The sequence below is a fragment of the Hansschlegelia beijingensis genome, from assembly GCF_014196425.1.
Taxonomy (GTDB): Bacteria; Pseudomonadota; Alphaproteobacteria; order Rhizobiales; family Methylopilaceae; genus Methylopila; species Methylopila beijingensis.
Genome location: NZ_JACIDR010000002.1, coordinates 446,822 through 463,305 on the forward strand (window position 1 = coordinate 446,822; position 16,484 = coordinate 463,305).

16 protein-coding genes are annotated in these 16,484 nt (G+C 69.5%); 8 read left to right on the forward strand and 8 right to left on the reverse strand.

The features are described 5' to 3' along the window. Position 1: 1 nt before the first annotated feature. The gene (gene ggt, locus GGR24_RS08635; protein ID WP_183394933.1) at positions 2-1,750 is read right to left on the reverse strand and encodes a gamma-glutamyltransferase; all 1,749 of its coding nucleotides are present in this window, start codon (positions 1,748-1,750) and stop codon (positions 2-4) included. A gap of 136 nt (positions 1,751-1,886) precedes the next feature. Between ggt and GGR24_RS08640 the strand changes: the two genes are divergently transcribed. Further along, positions 1,887-2,606 (forward strand): tetratricopeptide repeat protein, encoded by a 720-nt coding sequence (locus tag GGR24_RS08640; protein ID WP_183394934.1) that lies wholly within the window; start codon positions 1,887-1,889, stop codon positions 2,604-2,606. Positions 2,607-2,612: 6 nt separating this feature from the next. On the opposite strand, the gene GGR24_RS08645 is transcribed toward GGR24_RS08640, so the two are convergent. The 3 genes from GGR24_RS08645 to GGR24_RS08655 all read right to left on the reverse strand — a co-directional run bounded on the left by GGR24_RS08645 (position 2,613) and on the right by GGR24_RS08655 (position 4,258). Continuing rightward, positions 2,613-3,311, reverse strand: a complete 699-nt coding sequence (locus GGR24_RS08645; protein WP_183395214.1) for an orotate phosphoribosyltransferase — start codon at positions 3,309-3,311, stop codon at positions 2,613-2,615. 26 nt (positions 3,312-3,337) lie between these two features. Further along, positions 3,338-3,667 (reverse strand): heme-degrading protein HmuQ, encoded by a 330-nt coding sequence (gene hmuQ / locus GGR24_RS08650; protein ID WP_183394935.1) that lies wholly within the window; start codon positions 3,665-3,667, stop codon positions 3,338-3,340. Positions 3,668-3,751: 84 nt separating this feature from the next. After that, on the reverse strand, positions 3,752-4,258 hold the full coding sequence (locus GGR24_RS08655) for a GNAT family N-acetyltransferase (protein ID WP_183394936.1): 507 nt from the start codon (positions 4,256-4,258) through the stop codon (positions 3,752-3,754). Between the two features lie 139 nt (positions 4,259-4,397). On the opposite strand from GGR24_RS08655, the gene trmD reads away from it, so the two are divergent. Continuing rightward, positions 4,398-5,114, forward strand: coding sequence for a tRNA (guanosine(37)-N1)-methyltransferase TrmD (trmD, locus tag GGR24_RS08660; protein WP_183394937.1), 717 nt, complete (start codon positions 4,398-4,400; stop codon positions 5,112-5,114). A gap of 72 nt (positions 5,115-5,186) precedes the next feature. Beyond that, positions 5,187-5,600, forward strand: coding sequence for a 50S ribosomal protein L19 (rplS, locus tag GGR24_RS08665; protein WP_183394938.1), 414 nt, complete (start codon positions 5,187-5,189; stop codon positions 5,598-5,600). A 73-nt stretch (positions 5,601-5,673) separates the two neighbouring features. Here the strand turns inward: rplS and GGR24_RS08670 are convergent, their stop codons facing one another. The 3 genes from GGR24_RS08670 to GGR24_RS08680 form a co-directional block, all read right to left on the reverse strand. Further along, on the reverse strand, positions 5,674-6,108 hold the full coding sequence (locus GGR24_RS08670) for a hypothetical protein (protein WP_183394939.1): 435 nt from the start codon (positions 6,106-6,108) through the stop codon (positions 5,674-5,676). A 47-nt stretch (positions 6,109-6,155) separates the two neighbouring features. Next, the gene (gene rlmN, locus GGR24_RS08675; RefSeq protein ID WP_183394940.1) at positions 6,156-7,361 is read right to left on the reverse strand and encodes a dual-specificity RNA methyltransferase RlmN; all 1,206 of its coding nucleotides are present in this window, start codon (positions 7,359-7,361) and stop codon (positions 6,156-6,158) included. A gap of 77 nt (positions 7,362-7,438) precedes the next feature. Further along, positions 7,439-8,080: a TetR/AcrR family transcriptional regulator gene (locus tag GGR24_RS08680; RefSeq protein ID WP_183394941.1), complete on the reverse strand. Its 642-nt coding sequence runs from the start codon at positions 8,078-8,080 to the stop codon at positions 7,439-7,441. A gap of 289 nt (positions 8,081-8,369) precedes the next feature. Between GGR24_RS08680 and GGR24_RS08685 the strand changes: the two genes are divergently transcribed. Further along, positions 8,370-9,686 (forward strand): L,D-transpeptidase family protein, encoded by a 1,317-nt coding sequence (locus GGR24_RS08685; RefSeq protein WP_343066224.1) that lies wholly within the window; start codon positions 8,370-8,372, stop codon positions 9,684-9,686. 1 nt (position 9,687) lies between these two features. Here the strand turns inward: GGR24_RS08685 and GGR24_RS08690 are convergent, their stop codons facing one another. Next, complete coding sequence (locus GGR24_RS08690; RefSeq protein ID WP_183394943.1) at positions 9,688-11,694, reverse strand: thioredoxin domain-containing protein; 2,007 nt, start codon at positions 11,692-11,694, stop codon at positions 9,688-9,690. Between GGR24_RS08690 and mnmE the strand changes: the two genes are divergently transcribed. Genes mnmE through GGR24_RS08710 form a run of 4 tightly spaced genes read left to right on the forward strand, consistent with a single transcriptional unit; the run spans position 11,693 to position 16,482 of the window. Beyond that, on the forward strand, positions 11,693-13,051 hold the full coding sequence (mnmE, locus tag GGR24_RS08695; protein WP_183394944.1) for a tRNA uridine-5-carboxymethylaminomethyl(34) synthesis GTPase MnmE: 1,359 nt from the start codon (positions 11,693-11,695) through the stop codon (positions 13,049-13,051). The genes GGR24_RS08690 and mnmE overlap by 2 nt on opposite strands. 57 nt (positions 13,052-13,108) lie before the next feature. Then, a complete protein-coding gene (mnmG, locus tag GGR24_RS08700; RefSeq protein WP_183394945.1) occupies positions 13,109-14,995 on the forward strand; it encodes a tRNA uridine-5-carboxymethylaminomethyl(34) synthesis enzyme MnmG in 1,887 nt (628 codons plus the stop codon). Next, positions 14,988-15,623, forward strand: a complete 636-nt coding sequence (gene rsmG / locus GGR24_RS08705; RefSeq protein ID WP_183394946.1) for a 16S rRNA (guanine(527)-N(7))-methyltransferase RsmG — start codon at positions 14,988-14,990, stop codon at positions 15,621-15,623. The genes mnmG and rsmG overlap by 8 nt, the downstream gene beginning before the upstream one ends. A gap of 37 nt (positions 15,624-15,660) precedes the next feature. Beyond that, positions 15,661-16,482 (forward strand): ParA family protein, encoded by an 822-nt coding sequence (locus tag GGR24_RS08710; RefSeq protein ID WP_183394947.1) that lies wholly within the window; start codon positions 15,661-15,663, stop codon positions 16,480-16,482. Positions 16,483-16,484 lie beyond the last annotated feature (2 nt).

Sequence of the window (16,484 nt, forward strand, 5' to 3'; positions counted from 1 at the left end):
CCTATTCGCCGACCGCGACGCCCTCGCGCCGCGGATCGGCGGCGCCCGCGAGGCCGTCGGGGCCTATCGCGACCGCCTGGAGTCCCGAGGTGAGATCGGTGAGGCGGATCTCGTAGCCGAGGTCCCGCAGCGGCGCCGCCATGGCTTCGGCCGACGTCCCTCTTTCGAGCTCGAACGGGCCGTTCCGGTTCAGCATGTTCGGCAGCGCGACGGCGGCTGCGATGTCCATGCCCCAATCCAGATGCGCGATCAGCGCCTTCACCACGAAGCCGATGATCTGGCTGCCTCCGGGGGAACCGATCGCAAGGACGGGGCGGCCGTCCTTCAGCACGATGGTGGGCGCCATCGAGGAGCGCGGCCGCTTCCCCGGCTCCACCCGGTTCAGGACGGGACGGCCGTCCTTTTCGGCCAGAAAGGAGAAGTCGGTCAGTTCGTTGTTGAGCAGGAAGCCTCGCGTCATCAGCCGCGAGCCGAAGCCGGCCTCGATGGTCGTCGTCATCGAGACGACATTGCCGTCGGCGTCCGCGATCGAGAGATGGCTCGTGCCCGGGAACTCGATCGCCGCGTCCGGCGTGAAGTTCTCGGCGCGCGTGCCCTTGGGAGAGCCTGGCTCGACGGCGGGCAGGGCCCGCGAGCCGTCGAGAAGGCGGCTCCTCGACTCCAGGTAATCCCGGGCCAGCAAGCCGGCTGTGGGCTGCGGCGCGAAGGCGGGGTCCGCGAGATAACGGTCGCGATCCGCGAAGGCGAGTCGGGAGGCGTCGCCGATCAGCCGCCAGGCCTGAGGGCTGTTCGGCCCGAGCGCGGCGATGTTCGTCGGTTCGAGAAGGCCGAGGATCTCGGCGACCGCGACGCCCCCGGAGGAGGGCGGCCCCATGCCGCAGATCTGATAGACCCGGTAGGCGCCGCAGACAGCTGGTCGTTCGATCGCGCGATAATTTGCAAGATCCGCGGCTGACAGCGCCCCGGGGTTTTGCGCGCCGCGCACGGTCGCGACGACGTCGGCGGCGATCGGGCCCTCGTAGAAGGCGTCGGCGCCAAGGTCGCGAAGCGTCCTGAGGGTTTCCGCGTAGGCCGGGTTGTTCAGGCGCTGACCCGCTTCCAGGGGGCGGCCTTCCGGCAGGAAGTAAGCGCGCGCCGCCGGGTCGCGGGCCAGCCGCGGCGCATCCGCCGCGATCTGGGCGGCGAGCCGCGGCGACACGTCGAAGCCATTCTCCGCAAGCGTCACCGCCGGGCCGAACAGGCGGGCCCAGGGGAGCTTGCCGAAGCGGCGATGCGCCGCCTCGAGCAGGCGCGGGGCCCCCGGCGTCCCAACCGAGCGGCCGCCGACCACTGCTTCCATGAAAGCGAGCGGCTCGCCGCGCTCGTCCTGAAACAGCGACGCGGTCGCGGCCGCCGGGGCGGTCTCCCGCCCGTCGAAGGTCGTCAGCTCCTTGCCCGCCGCATCCCAGGCGACCAGGAAGGCGCCGCCGCCCAGGCCGGAGGATTGTGGCTCGACCAGACCCAGCACAAGCTGCGCCGCGATCGCCGCGTCGACCGCGCTCCCGCCTTCCCGCAGCATCTCGGCGGCGGCCGCGGCGGCATACGGATTGGCGACCGCCGCCATCCAGCGTTTGGCCTCGACCAGCGGCTTGGGCGTAAAGCCGGTCGCGATCTCCGGCGGGAGCCGGGCGGAGGTTTGAGGAGCCTCCTGGCCGACCGCGGCCTGAACCGACAGCGCGAAGACCAGTCCAAGGATGATCCGGCGGTGCATGGCGTCTCCGTCCTGGCGTCGGCGATGTGGGCGCGGCGGCCGACGGCCGCAACGCAGCCCACCCGTTAACCCGGTGTTAGGGTTAACGAAATATCACCCTCTTGTTCACCCGCGCGTCCGAGACGGGAGCCCGCTGATGCCGATCCGCACGTCATTCCTGATCCGCGGCCTTGGCGTCGTGGCCCTTGCGGCGGCGCTCGGCGGCTGCATGGCGGACCGGGACGTCACCGGCTCGATCATGAAGACCAGCCCCTCGCACGAGGTGACGCCCGAGCAGCGGGAGGCCCGCTGGCGGAAGCTCGCCGTCTCCTATGGCGCGGCCTACCAGAAGAACCCGGCCGACGCGGCGACGGCCTATGGCTACGGACTGGCGCTGCGGGCGCTCGGCCAGAGGGCGCAGGCTGTCGCGGTGCTTGAGTCCGCCAGCATCAAGCATCCTCAGCAGAAGCAGATCCTCGCCGCCTATGGCCGCGCCCTGGCCGATGTGGGACGGCTGGACGAGGCGCTCTCCGTGCTCGAGCGCGCCCATACGCCCGACAATCCGGACTGGCGCATCCTGAACGCGCAGGGCGCGATCCTCGACCAACTTGGCCGGAGCGGCGACGCCCGGGGCTACTATGCGGCGGCGCTCAAGATCGCTCCCGGAGAACCCTCCATCCTGTCCAATCTGGGCCTGTCCTATGCGTTGACGAAGGATCTGGCCAAGGCCGAGGCGACGCTGCAGCAGGCCGCCTCGAGCCCCAAGGCCGACGCCGCCGTGCGGGCGAACCTCGCGCTGGTGCTGAGCCTCAAGCGCGGCGATCCGGCGCTGGCCGCGAAGGCCGCCAAGGCGGCGAAGCCCAAGCCCGCCGCCTGATGGGCCTCAGCTCGCGCCAAAGGTCGAGGCGCCGCCATGGGCGGCCGACCACTGGGCGGGCTCATTCAGGAAGGCCTCGACCTCGGCCAGCTTGCCCGAGTCGATCCGGCCATCCTCCTTCGCCACCGCGAGCACGTCCCAGAAGGTCGCGAGCTCGTGGAACTTGACCCCGATCCGCTCCATCGTGGCGCGGCTTTCCGGGAAGATGCCGTAGTGGAAGACCACGAAGGCGTGCTCCACGATCTGTCCGGCCTCGCGCAGGGCCTCGCAGAACGCGACCTTCGAGCGGCCGTCAGTCGCGAGATCCTCGATCAGCAGCGTGCGGGCGCCCTCGGTGACCGCCCCTTCGATTCTGGCGTTGCGGCCAAAACCCTTCGGCTTCTTCCGCACATACAGCATCGGCAGCATCAGCCGCTCCGCGATCCACGCCGCGAACGGAATGCCCGCGGTCTCGCCGCCCGCGACCGCGTCGAGGCTCTCATAGCCGACCTCACGCAGGATGGTGGCGGCCGCGTCGTCCATCAGCTGGCGGCGCAGGCGGGGGTAGGAGATCAGCTTGCGGCAGTCGGTGTAGACGGGGCTCGCCCAGCCCGACGTGAAGATGAAGGGCTCTTCGGGCCGCACATGGATGGCGCCCACCTCGAGCATCATGCGGGCGACGCGGCGGCCGATGTCGTCACGGGAAGGAAGCGAAGGCTCGTTCATGCGGCCGATCCGATAAAAATTCTCGTTCACGCGGCGTCTTTCTGCTTCTTCTCGACGAGCACGGACTCGAAACCCTCGAACTGGGGATGGCCGGCGTACATCGGCTTGTTGTCGCCCGCGTTGCGGTGGGCGGCCCGGAACGCCTCAGACCGGGTCCACGCCTCGAAGTCCGCGCGCGAACGCCAGATCGTGTGGCTCGCATAAAGCACGGTGTCCTCGGCCTCAGGGCCCTTCAGGAGCGCGAACTCGACGAAGCCGGGCACCTCGTCAAGGCGCCGATCGCGGTCGCGCCACACGGCCTCGAAAGCCTCGGCGTCCTTGGCGAACACCTTGAAGCGGTTCATGGCGACGAACATGGAGGCTCTCCAGAGACGTAGCGGTTCGCGCCACCTCTAGCGCGCCGGGAGCCGGCCCGCAAAGACTCCGGCCGTCCGGCGAGCTCACCGCCAGACGTAGGCGAACTTCTCCAGGGTGATGTCGCCGAAGTGCTCGACGCCTCGCGCGGCGAGCTTGCCGCCGAGCCTGGCGTAAAAGCCGCAGGCGGGCTCGTTGCCGGCGAGGGACCATGCCGAAGCGCCGGAGAGCCCCCGCGCCGCCAGCTCGCTGCGCGCGGCCGAGAACAGGCGCCGACCGAGGCCGAGCCCCTGATACTCGGGCTTCAGATAGAGCTCGTAAATCTCTCCGCCGACTGCGAGGGACGAGGCGCGGTTGCGGCCGGAGCTCGCATAGCCGACGGTCTCGCCGGCGAAGATCAGCAGACTGACGCGGCTGCCGCGGCGGATGGCGCCCGCCCACCACGATGGACCGCGACGCTCGATCATTCGCTCCAACTCGCGGCCCGGGATCAGGCCGCGGTAGGCGTTGCGCCAAGCCGAGTCATGAACGCCGGCGATCGAAGCGGCGTCTTCCGTATGCGCAGGCCTGATCTCGATGGCGACTGTGCTCACCCGATGAGAGTAAGCCGCGGTTTCGCATCCGGACAAGCACGGAAACGCGCCGCTCGACGCTTCTCGCCCGAAAGTGTGGACGCCATCGTTGAAAGAGCTGAATAGGGACGGGAAACCATCAGAAAAGCTGTGTCTCCCGATGTGGCGCGCGACCGTCCTCACCCTCTATCCCGAGATGTTTCCGGGTCCTCTGGGGCATGCCCTCGCGGGCCGGGCGCTCGGCCGCCTTTGGCGGCTGGAGACGCGCGACATCCGGGCGCACGCGCTCGATCGCCATGGATCGGTGGATGACACGCCGGCGGGCGGCGGCCCGGGCATGGTCATGCGGCCGGACGTGGTCGCGGCCGCGATCGACGCCGCAGAGAAGGAGACCGGCCCGCGGCCCACGATCCTCCTGACGCCGCGCGGCAGGCCGCTCGATCAGGCGCGGGTCCGAGAACTCGCCGCCGGTCCGGGCGTGACGCTCGTCTGCGGTCGGTTCGAAGGCGTAGACCAGCGGGTGATCGACGCGCGCCGGCTCGAAGAGGTCGCGGTTGGGGACGTGGTTCTGTCGGGCGGCGAGGCGGCGGCCTTGCTGCTGCTCGACGCCTGCGTGCGGCTGCTGCCGGGCGTGATGGGCCACGCCGAGTCGGGCGATGAAGAGAGTTTTGAGGCCGGGCTGCTGGAGCACCCGCAATACACCCGGCCGCGCGAGTTCGAAGGCCGGTCGATCCCGCAGGACCTTCTTGGAGGCGACCACGCAGCGGTGCGCCGATGGCGGCGGGCGGCCGCGCTGCGGGACACGCGCCTCCGCCGGCCCGACCTCTGGGCGAAATATGTCGCCGAGACCGTCGACAAACCCGCTCAAACCGAGTAATAGCCGCGCCACATCACGAGATCCTCAAAACTCTCGTGCGCCCCGCCATGCGGGTGACGCGGAGACCACGCCATGAACATTATCGAACAGCTCGATCGCGAGCAGATGCAGGCTGTCGCGGAGAAGCGGCAGATTCCGGAGTTTGCGCCCGGAGACACCGTCACGGTCAACGTGAAGGTCAAGGAAGGCGAGCGCGTGCGCGTGCAGGCCTACGAGGGCGTGGTGATCGCGCGCTCGGGCGGCGGCCTGAACGAGAGCTTCACGGTTCGGAAGATCTCCTATGGCGAGGGCGTCGAGCGCGTCTTCCCGCTTTATTCGCCGCTGATCGACAGCGTGAAGGTGGTGCGTCGCGGCAAGGTCCGCCGCGCCAAGCTCTATTATCTGCGCGAGCGTCGCGGCAAGTCGGCGCGCATCGTGGAAAAGCAGGATCGCAGCCAGAAGGCTGTGGCCGCGAAGAACAAGGGCGCGGCCGCCGCCGCGAAGTGATCCGCGGCCTTCGGGCCAGAGACGCCAAAGGGCGCGGCTTCGGCCGCGCCCTTTTTGCTTTCCGGACGGTCGGCTAGCTCTGCCGCGGCGCCAGGCCGGAGCTTCGGCCTGCGATCAGCCAGTGGACAAAGCCCGCGACCACGCCGCAGGCGATGATGTCAGGCGCGGTGAAGATCGGGCCGTCGAAACCGCCCGGGCTGAGCGCCCAGGGCAGCGTGGCGGTCACAGCCCCCGCGACCACATGGTAGGCCCAGGAGCGGATCGAGAACATTTCGGCGATCAGAACCGCCACGATCGCCGGCGCCGCCATCAGCGGGGCGAGCAGAAAGAGGGCGGTCGCCGCGTTCACCGACATGTCGTAGCCGAGCAGGACGATCTCGTCCGGCAGCTCGATCATCGGCGTAAGAGCCCTGGTCGTCAGGATCGCCAGCGTCGCGAATCCCGCCAGCACGGCGCAGGCGAAGCCGAGAGGCGCGAGCAGAAGGCGGGCTGCGAGACGTGCGAGCATGAACTCAGAACGTCCGCCGCCCTGCTCCGTTGCGCCGGAGCGGTCGATCACTCGGCCGCGAGCGCGAGACGCTCTTTCGCTCTCATCCGCTGCGTCTCGGATTTCAGCTGGCCGCAGGCGGCCGAGATGTCCCGGCCACGAGGCGTGCGAACCGGACTGGCGTAGCCTGCACGGAACACGATCTCGGAGAACTTCTCGATCGTCTCCCAGTCCGAGCACTCATAGGGGCTCGCCGGCCAGGGGTTGAACGGGATCAGGTTGATCTTCGCGGGAATTCCCTTGAGCAGCCGCACCAGCTCCCGCGCCTCGGCGGGACTGTCGTTGACGCCCTTCAGCATGACGTATTCGAACGTGATGCGGCGCGCGTTCGAGGCGCCCGGGTAGGTCCGGCAGGCCTCGAGCAACTCCGCGATCGGATATTTGCGGTTGATCGGCACCAGGACGTCGCGCAGTTCGTCCCGAACCGCGTGCAGCGAGATCGCCAGCTGCGCGCCGGTCTCCTCGCCAAGCCGGCGCATCTCAGGCACGACGCCGGAGGTCGAGACGGTGATCTTTCGGCGGCCCACCCCGAGCCCCTCGCCATCCGCCATCACCTCGACGGCGTCGCGGACGGCGTCGAGATTGTAGAGCGGCTCGCCCATTCCCATGAACACGATGTTGGTGACGAAACGACCGCCGTCTCCGGGCACGACCGCGCCTTCAGGCGCGGCTCCGCCCGACCAGTCTCCGAGGCGGTCGCGCGCCAGAACCAACTGGCCGACGATTTCGGCCGCGGTGAGGTTGCGAACCAGCGTCTGCGTACCGGTGTGGCAGAAGCTGCAGGTCAGGGTGCAGCCGACCTGACTCGAAACGCAGAGCGTGCCGCGGCCCTCTTCGGGGATGTAGACGGTCTCGATTTCGGCGGGGCGGGCGCGCGGCCCCTGCGCCGGCAGCCGGAGCAGCCACTTCCGCGTCCCGTCCACCGAGATCTGTTCGGAGACGATCTCGGGCCGAGCCAGCGTGAAGCGCTCGGCGAGCGCCCCCCGCAGGTCCTTCGAGACGTTCGTCATCGCATCGAACGAGGCCGCGCCGCGGTTGTGCAGCCAGTGATTGAGCTGAGCCGAGCGCATCTTCAGCTGCCGTTCCGGCACGCCTGCTTCGGACAGGGCCTCGGCCAGCCGCTCCCGGGTCAGCCCGACAAGCGACGGCTTTGCGGGGGCGGGCGCCGGAGGCGGCGCCGCGGATGCGCGTGAGGGAAGCTCGATCGTGGTCATCGGCTGCGGGAGCGTTCGTTTGGCTTCTGGAGTCCGCGGCTTCTAGCACGAAGCGGCTTGCAAATCGACCGCGCGACTCAGGATGCGGGTGGCGTGAAGGCCCGGAGAAACGTCTCGACCGCGGAATCGACCACATAGGCGATCCGCTCCTGCGGCGGCGGCGCCTCGCCGCCGACCAGGACCGGCATCGTCACCGCCGTATGGCACATCGTCAGGAACTGCCAGGCGGCGAGTTCCGGGTCCCGGCAGTCGAGTTCGCCTTGCGCGATCTTGGCCTCGATCCACTTGGAAAGCCGCCGCACGCCAGCCCGCGGGCCCGCCTCGACGAACAGCCGGCCGATCTCGGGCTTCCGGTCGGCGGAACCGATCACCATCCGGATGGTCGCGACGTGCCTCGGCTCGATCATCGCGTTGACGAAGCTGAGGCCCAGACGGGTCAACACATCGCGGAGGTCATGATTGTCGACGTCGAGCTCGAAAAGGCGCTCCGCCGTCAGGGCGCACTGGCTCTTCACCAGAGCGGCGAACAGCTCCTCCTTGCTCTCGAAGTAGACGTAGAGGGTGCCCTTGGACACGCCCGCGGCCCGTGCGATCTCGCCCATGCTGGCCGCGTCGAACCCCTGCGCGAGGAAGACTTGCCGGGCGCCGTCGACGATCTGACGCCGCTTCGCGCTGTCGAGCGCGGCGTGCAGCGAGGTTTCCGCGGGGGTGGGCTGCATGGTCCTGTCGGTGTTCGATCCTGCCCCAGCCGACCCGGATGGGGAGCTGGCCCCGGACCCTCGCCTAGCGCGAGGGGTTGCGCAATCGCCGAAAGGGACAGGCATGGCGGCTACATTCCGATAGCTCGGCCCTATTGACCGAACGGTTCGGTCATAAGTAGGCAGCGCGCCGCGCGCTGTCGACATGCTTTCGCGATCAGGCGCCTGCTCTGCGTTTTGGGCGGGTTTGGCGCCGATTGTTTACCTTGTTCGACAAGCATCGGCCTCGGCGCAGAGGCGAGGTCGAGACGTGACGGACATAGTGCGAGGCGTAGCGGTCGTTATCGCTGCTCTGGCGATGAGCGGCGGCGTCCAGGCGGCGCAGGATGACGACATCGGGCGGCTGATCGTCGGCCAGGCGCAACTGGCCGAGCCCGAGACCACCGGCTCCGTGGACGGAGATCAATCGCCGTCGACGCCGCCGCTCGCTCCGCCCCCGATCGCCGTCGCTCCTGCGCCGCGCGCGCCAGCGGCTGCGCGCGAGGCGTCGGACGCCTACCCGGTCGACCTTCTGATCTCCCTCGCCAACGACGCCGTCTTCACGCCGGACCCCTACCCCAAGGGCCGGCGGTCCGATCCGCGGATGATCAAGCTTCAGGTTCTGCTGGACCGCAACAACGCCTCGCCGGGCGTTATCGACGGGCTGTTCGGCGACAACGTCGTGAAGGCCGTCATGGCGTTCGAGGAGATGGTCGGCCACAAGGTCGACGGTCAGCTCGACGCCGAGCTTTGGGCCGCGCTCGAAAAGACCTCGGCCGAGCCGGTGCTTGTGGCCTACACCATCACGCCCGAGGACGTGGCTGGCCCGTTTATTCCCGAGTTGCCCCAGGACTACGCGCTTCAGGCCGAGCTTCCGGGCCTATCCTACAGGGATGCGGCTGAGATGCTGGCCGAGCGCTTCCACATGGACGAGGCTTTTCTCCGCCGCCTCAACCCCGAGGTCAGCTTCACCGAGGCGGGCGCCGAGATCGTGGTCGCGAATGTCGGGAAGCCGCTGAAGGCCAAGGTGGCGAACATCGTCGCCGACAAGGGCCGCAAGCAGCTGCGAGGTTATGACGCCGCGGGGCGGCTCATCGTCGCCTATCCGGCCACGATCGGCAGCTCCGATCTGCCGTCGCCGAGCGGCGTCCACGCCGTCAAGGCGATCGCCGTGAACCCCGACTACTGGTACCGGCCAAAGGTCAATTTCGTTCAGGGCTCCAACACCAAGGCGCTTCGCCTGCCGCCGGGGCCGAACGGCCCGGTCGGCGCGACCTGGATCGGTCTGGACAAGCCCACCTATGGACTCCACGGCACGCCGGAGCCGTCGAAGATCGACAAGACCAACAGTCACGGCTGCGTCCGGCTGACCAACTGGGACGCGCGCGAACTCGCCGGTCTGGTCCAGCCAGGCGTGCCGGTCGACTTCCAGGATCCGGAAGGCGCCTCGGCGCCGGTGCTGGCCGAACAGCCGCCCGTTCAGGCGCTGGAGCCTGCGCCGCTTTCCGCGGAGACCGCCGACCCCGAATATGCTCCGGAGCCGGCCCGCATCCCCATGCTCCGGGACCGTCGCGCGGATATCCGCTAGTTCAGGAGCCGACCGTCTCGGCCACCGTCGTCGCCAGCCGGCTGGCCTCGTTGACCGGAGCCGAACAGCGAGCTCCGGCGCACACGAAGGCTGCGGAGCCGGAGAGGCGCGCCGCGCGCACCGGATGACGCTCCGGAAGGGCGGCGGGCGTGGGTGCGCGCCGCACCACCCGCTCCGTCCAGGGAAGCGCGAGCGCTTCCTGATGAAGCGCTTCAGCGACCTCGTCGTCTCCGACGACCACGATCGACGCCAGCCGCATCCGCATGTCGAGCGCGTTCAGCAGCCCGGCATGCCCGATCGGGTTCTGCGCCATCCTGCCCATCAGGGCGGCCAGTTCGCCGTCGAGCCGGGCGAGCCGTTCATCGTCCGCGTCGAACGCCGCGAGGCGGAGCGCCGCGTTCAGCAACAGCGCCGTGCCGCTCGGAAGCGCCTCGTCGACGATCGCCTCGGGGCGCACCACAAGCTGCGGCGCGTCGTCGGCGTCCATGGCGAGACCCGGACCATTCGGATTGCGGTAATTGGCCCAGGCCGCGTCGATCCAGCGGGCGGCGAGGTCGCGGTAGGCCTGCTCCCCTGTGGCGCCGGCGAGCGCCATTCCGGCCAGCGCCATTGCGCCATGGTCGGTCGCGAAGCCTGGAAAGACGAGGCGGCCCTGCCGCCACGCGTGTCCGAGGCGATCCTCGCGAGCCATTCGGGCGACCACGGCGTCAAAGGCTGAGCGGGCGAGCGCCAGAGCGTCCGGGCGTCGCAGGGCCGAGGCCGTCTCCGCGAGAGCCGCGATCATCAGCCCGTTCCAGTCGGCGAGGATCTTGTCGTCGCGGCCGGGTCGGACCCGCCCCTCGCGATAGGCCAGCATCCGGTCTTTGACGCGCCGCAGCCGTTCCTCGTCGACCGGGGCTCCGTCGCTCTGGTGAAGGCGGTTCGGGATCGAGACGCCTTCCCAGTTGCCGGATGGCGAAATTCCCAGGCTCTCGGCCGCGAACGCCGCGTCGGCGGGATCGAGCGCCTCCGCCAGCTCCTCAGGGCGCCAGAGGTAGAACCTGCCTTCGACGCCCTCGCTGTCGGCGTCGAGGCTCGACGCGAAGGCGTCCTCCACGCGCATCTCGCGCGCCGCCCAGTCGATGATCCCGTGGGCGGCGTCCAGCATCCACGCATCGCCGGCGGCGCTCCCGACGTCCGCGAGCAGCGGCAGGAGCTGAGCGTTGTCATAGAGCATCTTCTCGAAATGCGGGACCAGCCAGCGCTCGTCCACCGAGTAGCGCGCGAAGCCCCCGCCGACCTGGTCGTGAACGCCGCCCTTAGCCATCTGGCGGAGCGTGAGCGCGACGGGAGCGGCGAGCTCGGGCTGACCGGCGCGCCGCGACGCGCGCAGCAGTAGCTCGAGCACGCCCGGCTGCGGAAATTTCGGCGCCCCCTGGAAACCGCCGTTCTGGGGGTCGAGGACGTCCGCGATCCGCCGCGCGAGGCCGTCCAGCTCCGTCGCCCCGAAGGCGACGCCGGCGGGGGCCGCCTTCGGCTTCAGCCTCTCCGCGATGGCGGTCCGGTTCTGCGCGACCGTTTCGGGCTCCTTCGCGAAGACCTCCGCGACGGTTCGCACGACATCGGGAAAGCCGGGGCGGCCATATTGCGCCGTCTTGGGGAAGTAGGTCCCGCCCCAGAAAGGCTCGCCGTCCGGCGTCAGGAACATGGTCAGGGGCCAGCCGCCTTGCTGCCCGAGCGCATGGAGCGCCGCCATGTAGATCTGGTCGACGTCCGGTCGCTCCTCCCTGTCGACCTTGATCGAGACGACATGCTCGTTCATCACGGCCGCGACAGCTTCGTCCTCGAAGTTCTCATGCGCCATGACATGGCACCAGTGGCAGGCCGCGTAGCCGATCGACAGAAGAACGGGCCGGTTCAGCCGCTTGGCTTCCGCAAAGGCTTCGGGTGACCATTCCCACCAATCCACCGGGTTCTCCGCGTGCTGGAGCAGATAGGGGCTTGCCGAGTTGGCGAGGCGGTTTGGCATGACGGAGACGGCGCTCTTCCGTGATCGGGACGACGGTTCACCTAGCGCGGGTGAGCCGCGCGACACGATCGTGGCGCTCTCGACGGCCGCCGGCCGCGCGGCGGTGGCGGTCGTCCGGCTGTCGGGGTCGCGCGCGGGGCCGGCGCTCGACGCGATCGCGGGGGCCCGTCCCGCGCCTCGCCGCGCATCCTACAGGACCTTTCGGAGCCCGACCGGCGGGGAGGTGATCGACAGGGGATTGGCTCTCTGGCTTCCCGGCCCCGGCAGCGCCACCGGAGAGGATATCGCCGAACTGCATATCCATGGTGGGCGGGCTGTGGTGGCCGCCGCTCTCGAGGCGGCGCTCAGCGTTCCCGGGGTGCGGATGGCGGAGCCCGGAGAGTTTACCCGGCGCGCCTTTCTCGCAGGGCGCATGGACCTCGCGGAGGTCGAAGGTCTCGCCGATCTCATCGAGGCTGAAACGGAGGCGCAGCGCCGCCAGGCGTTGAGGCAGAGTTCCGGCGAACTCTCGGCCCGCGTGGAGGCCTGGCGCGAGCGCCTGATCGGCGCGATGGCGCTGCTGGAGGCCGCGATCGACTTTTCCGACGAGGACGATGTCCCAGCCGGGTTGCGGGAGCGGGCCCAGGAGGAGATCGGCCGGCTCGCCCAGGATCTTTCGGCGGCGCTCGCGGACACGCGGGCCGAGCGTTTGCGTGACGGCTTCCGGGTGGCGCTCGTCGGGCCGCCCAATGCGGGCAAGTCATCCCTGCTCAACCTGCTCGCCCGACGCGAGGCCGCGATCGTCGCGGACGCTCCCGGCACGACCCGGGACGTCATCGAGACGCATCTCGACCTGGGGGGCGTGCCGGTGATCGTGGCCGACACGGCGGGCCTGCGCGAGACCGCCGACGCCGCCGAACAGGAGGGGGTGCGGCGCTCCACGCTCCAGGCCCGTGCAGCCGATCTCGTCATCTGGCTGGAGGACGCAGCGGACCCGACCCAGCCCTCCATCGAGGCTTCAAGCGCGCTGTGGCGGGTGGCGAACAAGGCGGATCTCGCCGGGGCCAAGAAGGGAGAGGCCGATCATCTGATATCGGTGCGCTCCGGGCTTGGCGTCGAGGAGTTGATCGCTGCGCTCACCGAAGCTGCGCGAGCGGGCGCCTCAGGCGAGGCGATCGGGCTGACGCGCGCTCGGCACCGGGACGCCCTGAGCGCGGCCGTCGCCGCCCTCCGCGAGTGCCTTGACCACCCGCTCCCGGAGGAACTGGCGGCCGAGTTGCTCCGGCGGGCCGCAGGGGAACTCGGCCGCATCACCGGCAAGGTGGGCGTCGAGGACGTGCTCGACCGGCTGTTCGCAAGCTTCTGCATCGGCAAGTGAGCGGCTGTTTCACGTGAAACATTGCCGTCCCGGGCCGGAGAACCTAAAGCAGCGCCCATGACCGAGATCGCTCCTGCCGCCCCGGCGGCGCGCTATGACGTCGTCGTCGTCGGCGGCGGCCACGCCGGCTGTGAGGCCGCCGCCGCCGCGGCGCGCATGGGCGCGTCGACCGCGCTCGTGACGCATCGCGTCGCCACCGTCGGCGCCATGTCGTGCAACCCGGCCATCGGCGGTCTCGGCAAGGGGCATCTCGTCCGCGAGATTGATGCGCTCGACGGCCTGATGGGCCGTTGCGCCGATGAAGGCGGCATCCAGTTCCGCGTCCTGAACCGCAGCAAGGGTGCGGCGGTGCGCGGACCGCGCGCGCAGCAGGACCGCGCGCTCTACGCCGCGGCGGTGCGCCGCGCGCTCGCGGAACATTCCGGCCTCGATCTGGTCGAGGGCGAAGTCGACGATCTCCGCGTTCGCGACGGACACGTCGAGGGCGTGACGCTGAAGGATGGCCGTCGGATCGCGGCCGGGGCGGTCGTCCTCACGACGGGAACGTTCCTGCGGGGACTGATCCACATCGGGGAAACCACAATGTCCGGCGGTCGCGCCGGAGAGGCCCCGGCCCTCGGCCTGTCGGATCGTCTGCTGGCGCTCGGCCTGCGGCTCGGCCGTCTGAAGACCGGCACGCCTCCCCGGCTCGACGGCCGCACCATCGACTTCGCCGCGCTGGAGGCGCAGCCCGGCGACGCCCCGCCGGAGCCGTTCTCGACCCTGACGGCTGCGATCGATCGCCCGCAGGTCGCCTGTCATGTCACGCGCACGACGGCTGAGACCCACGCGCTCATTCGTGCCGATCTCGGTCGCTCGCCGCTCTACTCCGGCCGCATCGAAAGCCGCGGTCCGCGATACTGTCCCTCGATTGAGGACAAGGTGGTCCGCTTCGCGGACCGCGAGAGCCACCAGGTCTTTCTTGAGCCCGAGGGACTCGACGACCCCACGATCTATCCGAACGGCATCTCGACCTCGCTGCCCGAGGCGACGCAGCTCGCGCTTGTCCGGACCATGCCGGGCCTGAGCCGTGCGGAGATCCTCCGGCCCGGCTATGCGATCGAGTATGATTATGTGGATCCGCGCGAGCTGGACCCGACGCTCGAGCTCAAGCGGCTCCGCGGTTTGTTCCTGGCCGGCCAGATCAACGGCACGACCGGTTATGAGGAAGCGGCGGCGCAAGGGTTGCTCGCCGGACTGAACGCGGCCCGTCGGGCGGGCGACGGGGAAGGCGTCGTTCTGCGTCGATCCGAGGCCTATCTCGGCGTGATGGTGGACGATCTGGTGACGCTCGGAGTGACCGAGCCCTACCGGATGTTCACGTCGCGCGCGGAGTACCGGCTGTCGCTGCGAGCCGACAACGCCGATCTCCGGCTGACGCGAAAGGGAATGGCGCTCGGTTGTGTCGGCGCTGGCCGGGCTCAGGCCTTCACGATCAGGGCCGAGAGGCTTGCGGCGGCGGAGAAGCTCGCACGCTCGCTCAGCCTCACTCCCAACGAGGCCCAGCGCGCCGGCGTCGCCGTGAACCAGGACGGCCGCCGGCGGACGGCCTTCGATCTGCTCTCGCTGCCGGGTTTCGACGCAGCGGATCTGCGACGCCTGTGGCCGGCCTTCGCAAGCGTGGACGACGCCACGCTCGCCCAGCTTGAGATCGAAGCCGGGTATGCCCTCTATCTCGACCGACAGGAGGCTGACATCCGTCGCCGCGCGGCCGAGGAGGAGGCCGCGCTGCCGGCGGACATCGACTACCGAAGCATCCCGGGGCTGTCCGCTGAGCTTCGCGAGAAACTCGTGGCAGTCGCGCCGCGCACGCTTGGGCAGGCCGGGCGCATCGAGGGCATGACCCCGGCCGCTCTGGCGCTCGTGGCGTCGCGCCTTCGGCGGGAGCGTCAGGCCGTTGGATAGAACCGAAGACCTCGCAGCCGCCAGACGGCTCGTCGATGTTCCACGTGAAACATGGGCGCGGCTGGAGAGCCTCGTGGCGGCGCTCGACCGCTGGCAGGCGAAGACCAATCTGGTCTCGCCTGCGACGCTTCCGGTGATCTGGACCCGCCACGTCGCAGACAGTCTGCAGCTGTTGCGTCTCGGGCCGTCAGCCCCTCGGACATGGCTCGACATGGGCTCGGGCGGCGGGTTCCCCGGACTGGTGGTCGCCGCCACGCTCGGGCCTGAGAGCGAGGTCCATCTTGTCGAGAGCAATCTGAAAAAGGCCGCCTTCCTGCGAGAGGTCGCCCGCACGCTTTCAGCGCGCACGGTGATCCACGCCCAACGGGCCGAAGACGTGCTCGGTCAGACAGTGACGACGGCCGATGTCGTGAGCGCACGCGCGCTCGCGCCGCTCGTCCAGTTGCTGGGCCTCGCCGCGCCGCTGTTGAAAACAGGGGCGCTCGGCCTGTTCCCCAAGGGGAAGGAGGCCGAAGCCGAATTGACCCAGGCGCAGGAATCCTGGAGATTCAAAGCCTCGCTCCATCCGAGCCTCACGGACCCCGCAGCCTGCATCGTGCGGATCGACGGGTTCGAAGGGCCTAGATAGAGGCTTGGCGCACAACCTCGCGCCGGAGTCGTCGCTCATGCTCTCCAGCAATTTTCCTCCGGGCGCGCCACGCGTGCTCACGCTCGCCAACCAGAAGGGCGGCGTCGGGAAGACCACGACGGCGATCAATCTGGGCACGGCGCTCGCGGCGATCGGCGAGACCGTGCTGATCGTCGATCTTGATCCGCAGGGCAACGCCTCGACCGGGCTCGGCATCGACCGCAAGGCTCGCAAGCTGTCGACCTACGACGTGCTGGTCGGCGACGCCGGCTTGCGCGAGGCGATCCACGACACCGCGGTGCCCCGGCTGCATGTCGCGCCGTCGACCATGGATCTGCTTGGCGTCGAGCTGGAGATCGCCTCCGCCAAGGATCGCGCCTTTCGGCTGCGGGACGCGATCGCGGCGCTGCACGCATCCGAAGGCGAGCCGCGCTTCACCTATGTGCTGGTCGACTGCCCGCCTTCGCTCAATCTTCTGACGATCAACGCCATGGCGGCCGCGAACGCGATCGTGGTGCCGCTGCAGTGCGAGTTCTTCGCGCTGGAGGGACTTAGTCAGCTCCTCCGGACGGTCGAGCAGGTGCGCGGCTCGCTCAATCCGAAGCTCGCCATCCATGGCGTGGTGCTGACCATGTTCGACCCGCGCAACAACCTGTCCAGCCAGGTGGTGGAGGACGTCCGCCGCTTCATGGGCGACAAGGTCTACGAGACCATGATCCCCCGCAACGTTCGGGTCTCCGAGGCGCCGTCCTATGGCAAGCCGGTGCTGCTCTACGACTTCAAGTGCATGGGGTCGCAGGCCTATCTGAAGCTCGCTTCGGAGGTCATCCAGCGCGAGCGCGTCCTGCGGGCGGCCTGAGG

Bases quoted from the DNA above. Each gene is read 5' to 3' on its own strand.
- ggt (WP_183394933.1), bottom strand. From the start codon at position 1,750: ATGCACCGCCGGATCATCCTTGGACTGGTCTTCGCGCTGTCGGTTCAG.
- GGR24_RS08640 (WP_183394934.1), top strand. From the start codon at position 1,887: ATGCCGATCCGCACGTCATTCCTGATCCGCGGCCTTGGCGTCGTGGCC.
- GGR24_RS08645 (WP_183395214.1), bottom strand. From the start codon at position 3,311: ATGAACGAGCCTTCGCTTCCTTCCCGTGACGACATCGGCCGCCGCGTC.
- hmuQ (WP_183394935.1), bottom strand. From the start codon at position 3,667: ATGTTCGTCGCCATGAACCGCTTCAAGGTGTTCGCCAAGGACGCCGAG.
- trmD (WP_183394937.1), top strand. From the start codon at position 4,398: ATGTGGCGCGCGACCGTCCTCACCCTCTATCCCGAGATGTTTCCGGGT.
- rplS (WP_183394938.1), top strand. From the start codon at position 5,187: ATGAACATTATCGAACAGCTCGATCGCGAGCAGATGCAGGCTGTCGCG.
- GGR24_RS08670 (WP_183394939.1), bottom strand. From the start codon at position 6,108: ATGCTCGCACGTCTCGCAGCCCGCCTTCTGCTCGCGCCTCTCGGCTTC.
- rlmN (WP_183394940.1), bottom strand. From the start codon at position 7,361: ATGACCACGATCGAGCTTCCCTCACGCGCATCCGCGGCGCCGCCTCCG.
- GGR24_RS08680 (WP_183394941.1), bottom strand. From the start codon at position 8,080: ATGCAGCCCACCCCCGCGGAAACCTCGCTGCACGCCGCGCTCGACAGC.
- mnmE (WP_183394944.1), top strand. From the start codon at position 11,693: ATGACGGAGACGGCGCTCTTCCGTGATCGGGACGACGGTTCACCTAGC.
- GGR24_RS08690 (WP_183394943.1), bottom strand. From the start codon at position 11,694: ATGCCAAACCGCCTCGCCAACTCGGCAAGCCCCTATCTGCTCCAGCAC.
- mnmG (WP_183394945.1), top strand. From the start codon at position 13,109: ATGACCGAGATCGCTCCTGCCGCCCCGGCGGCGCGCTATGACGTCGTC.
- GGR24_RS08710 (WP_183394947.1), top strand. From the start codon at position 15,661: ATGCTCTCCAGCAATTTTCCTCCGGGCGCGCCACGCGTGCTCACGCTC.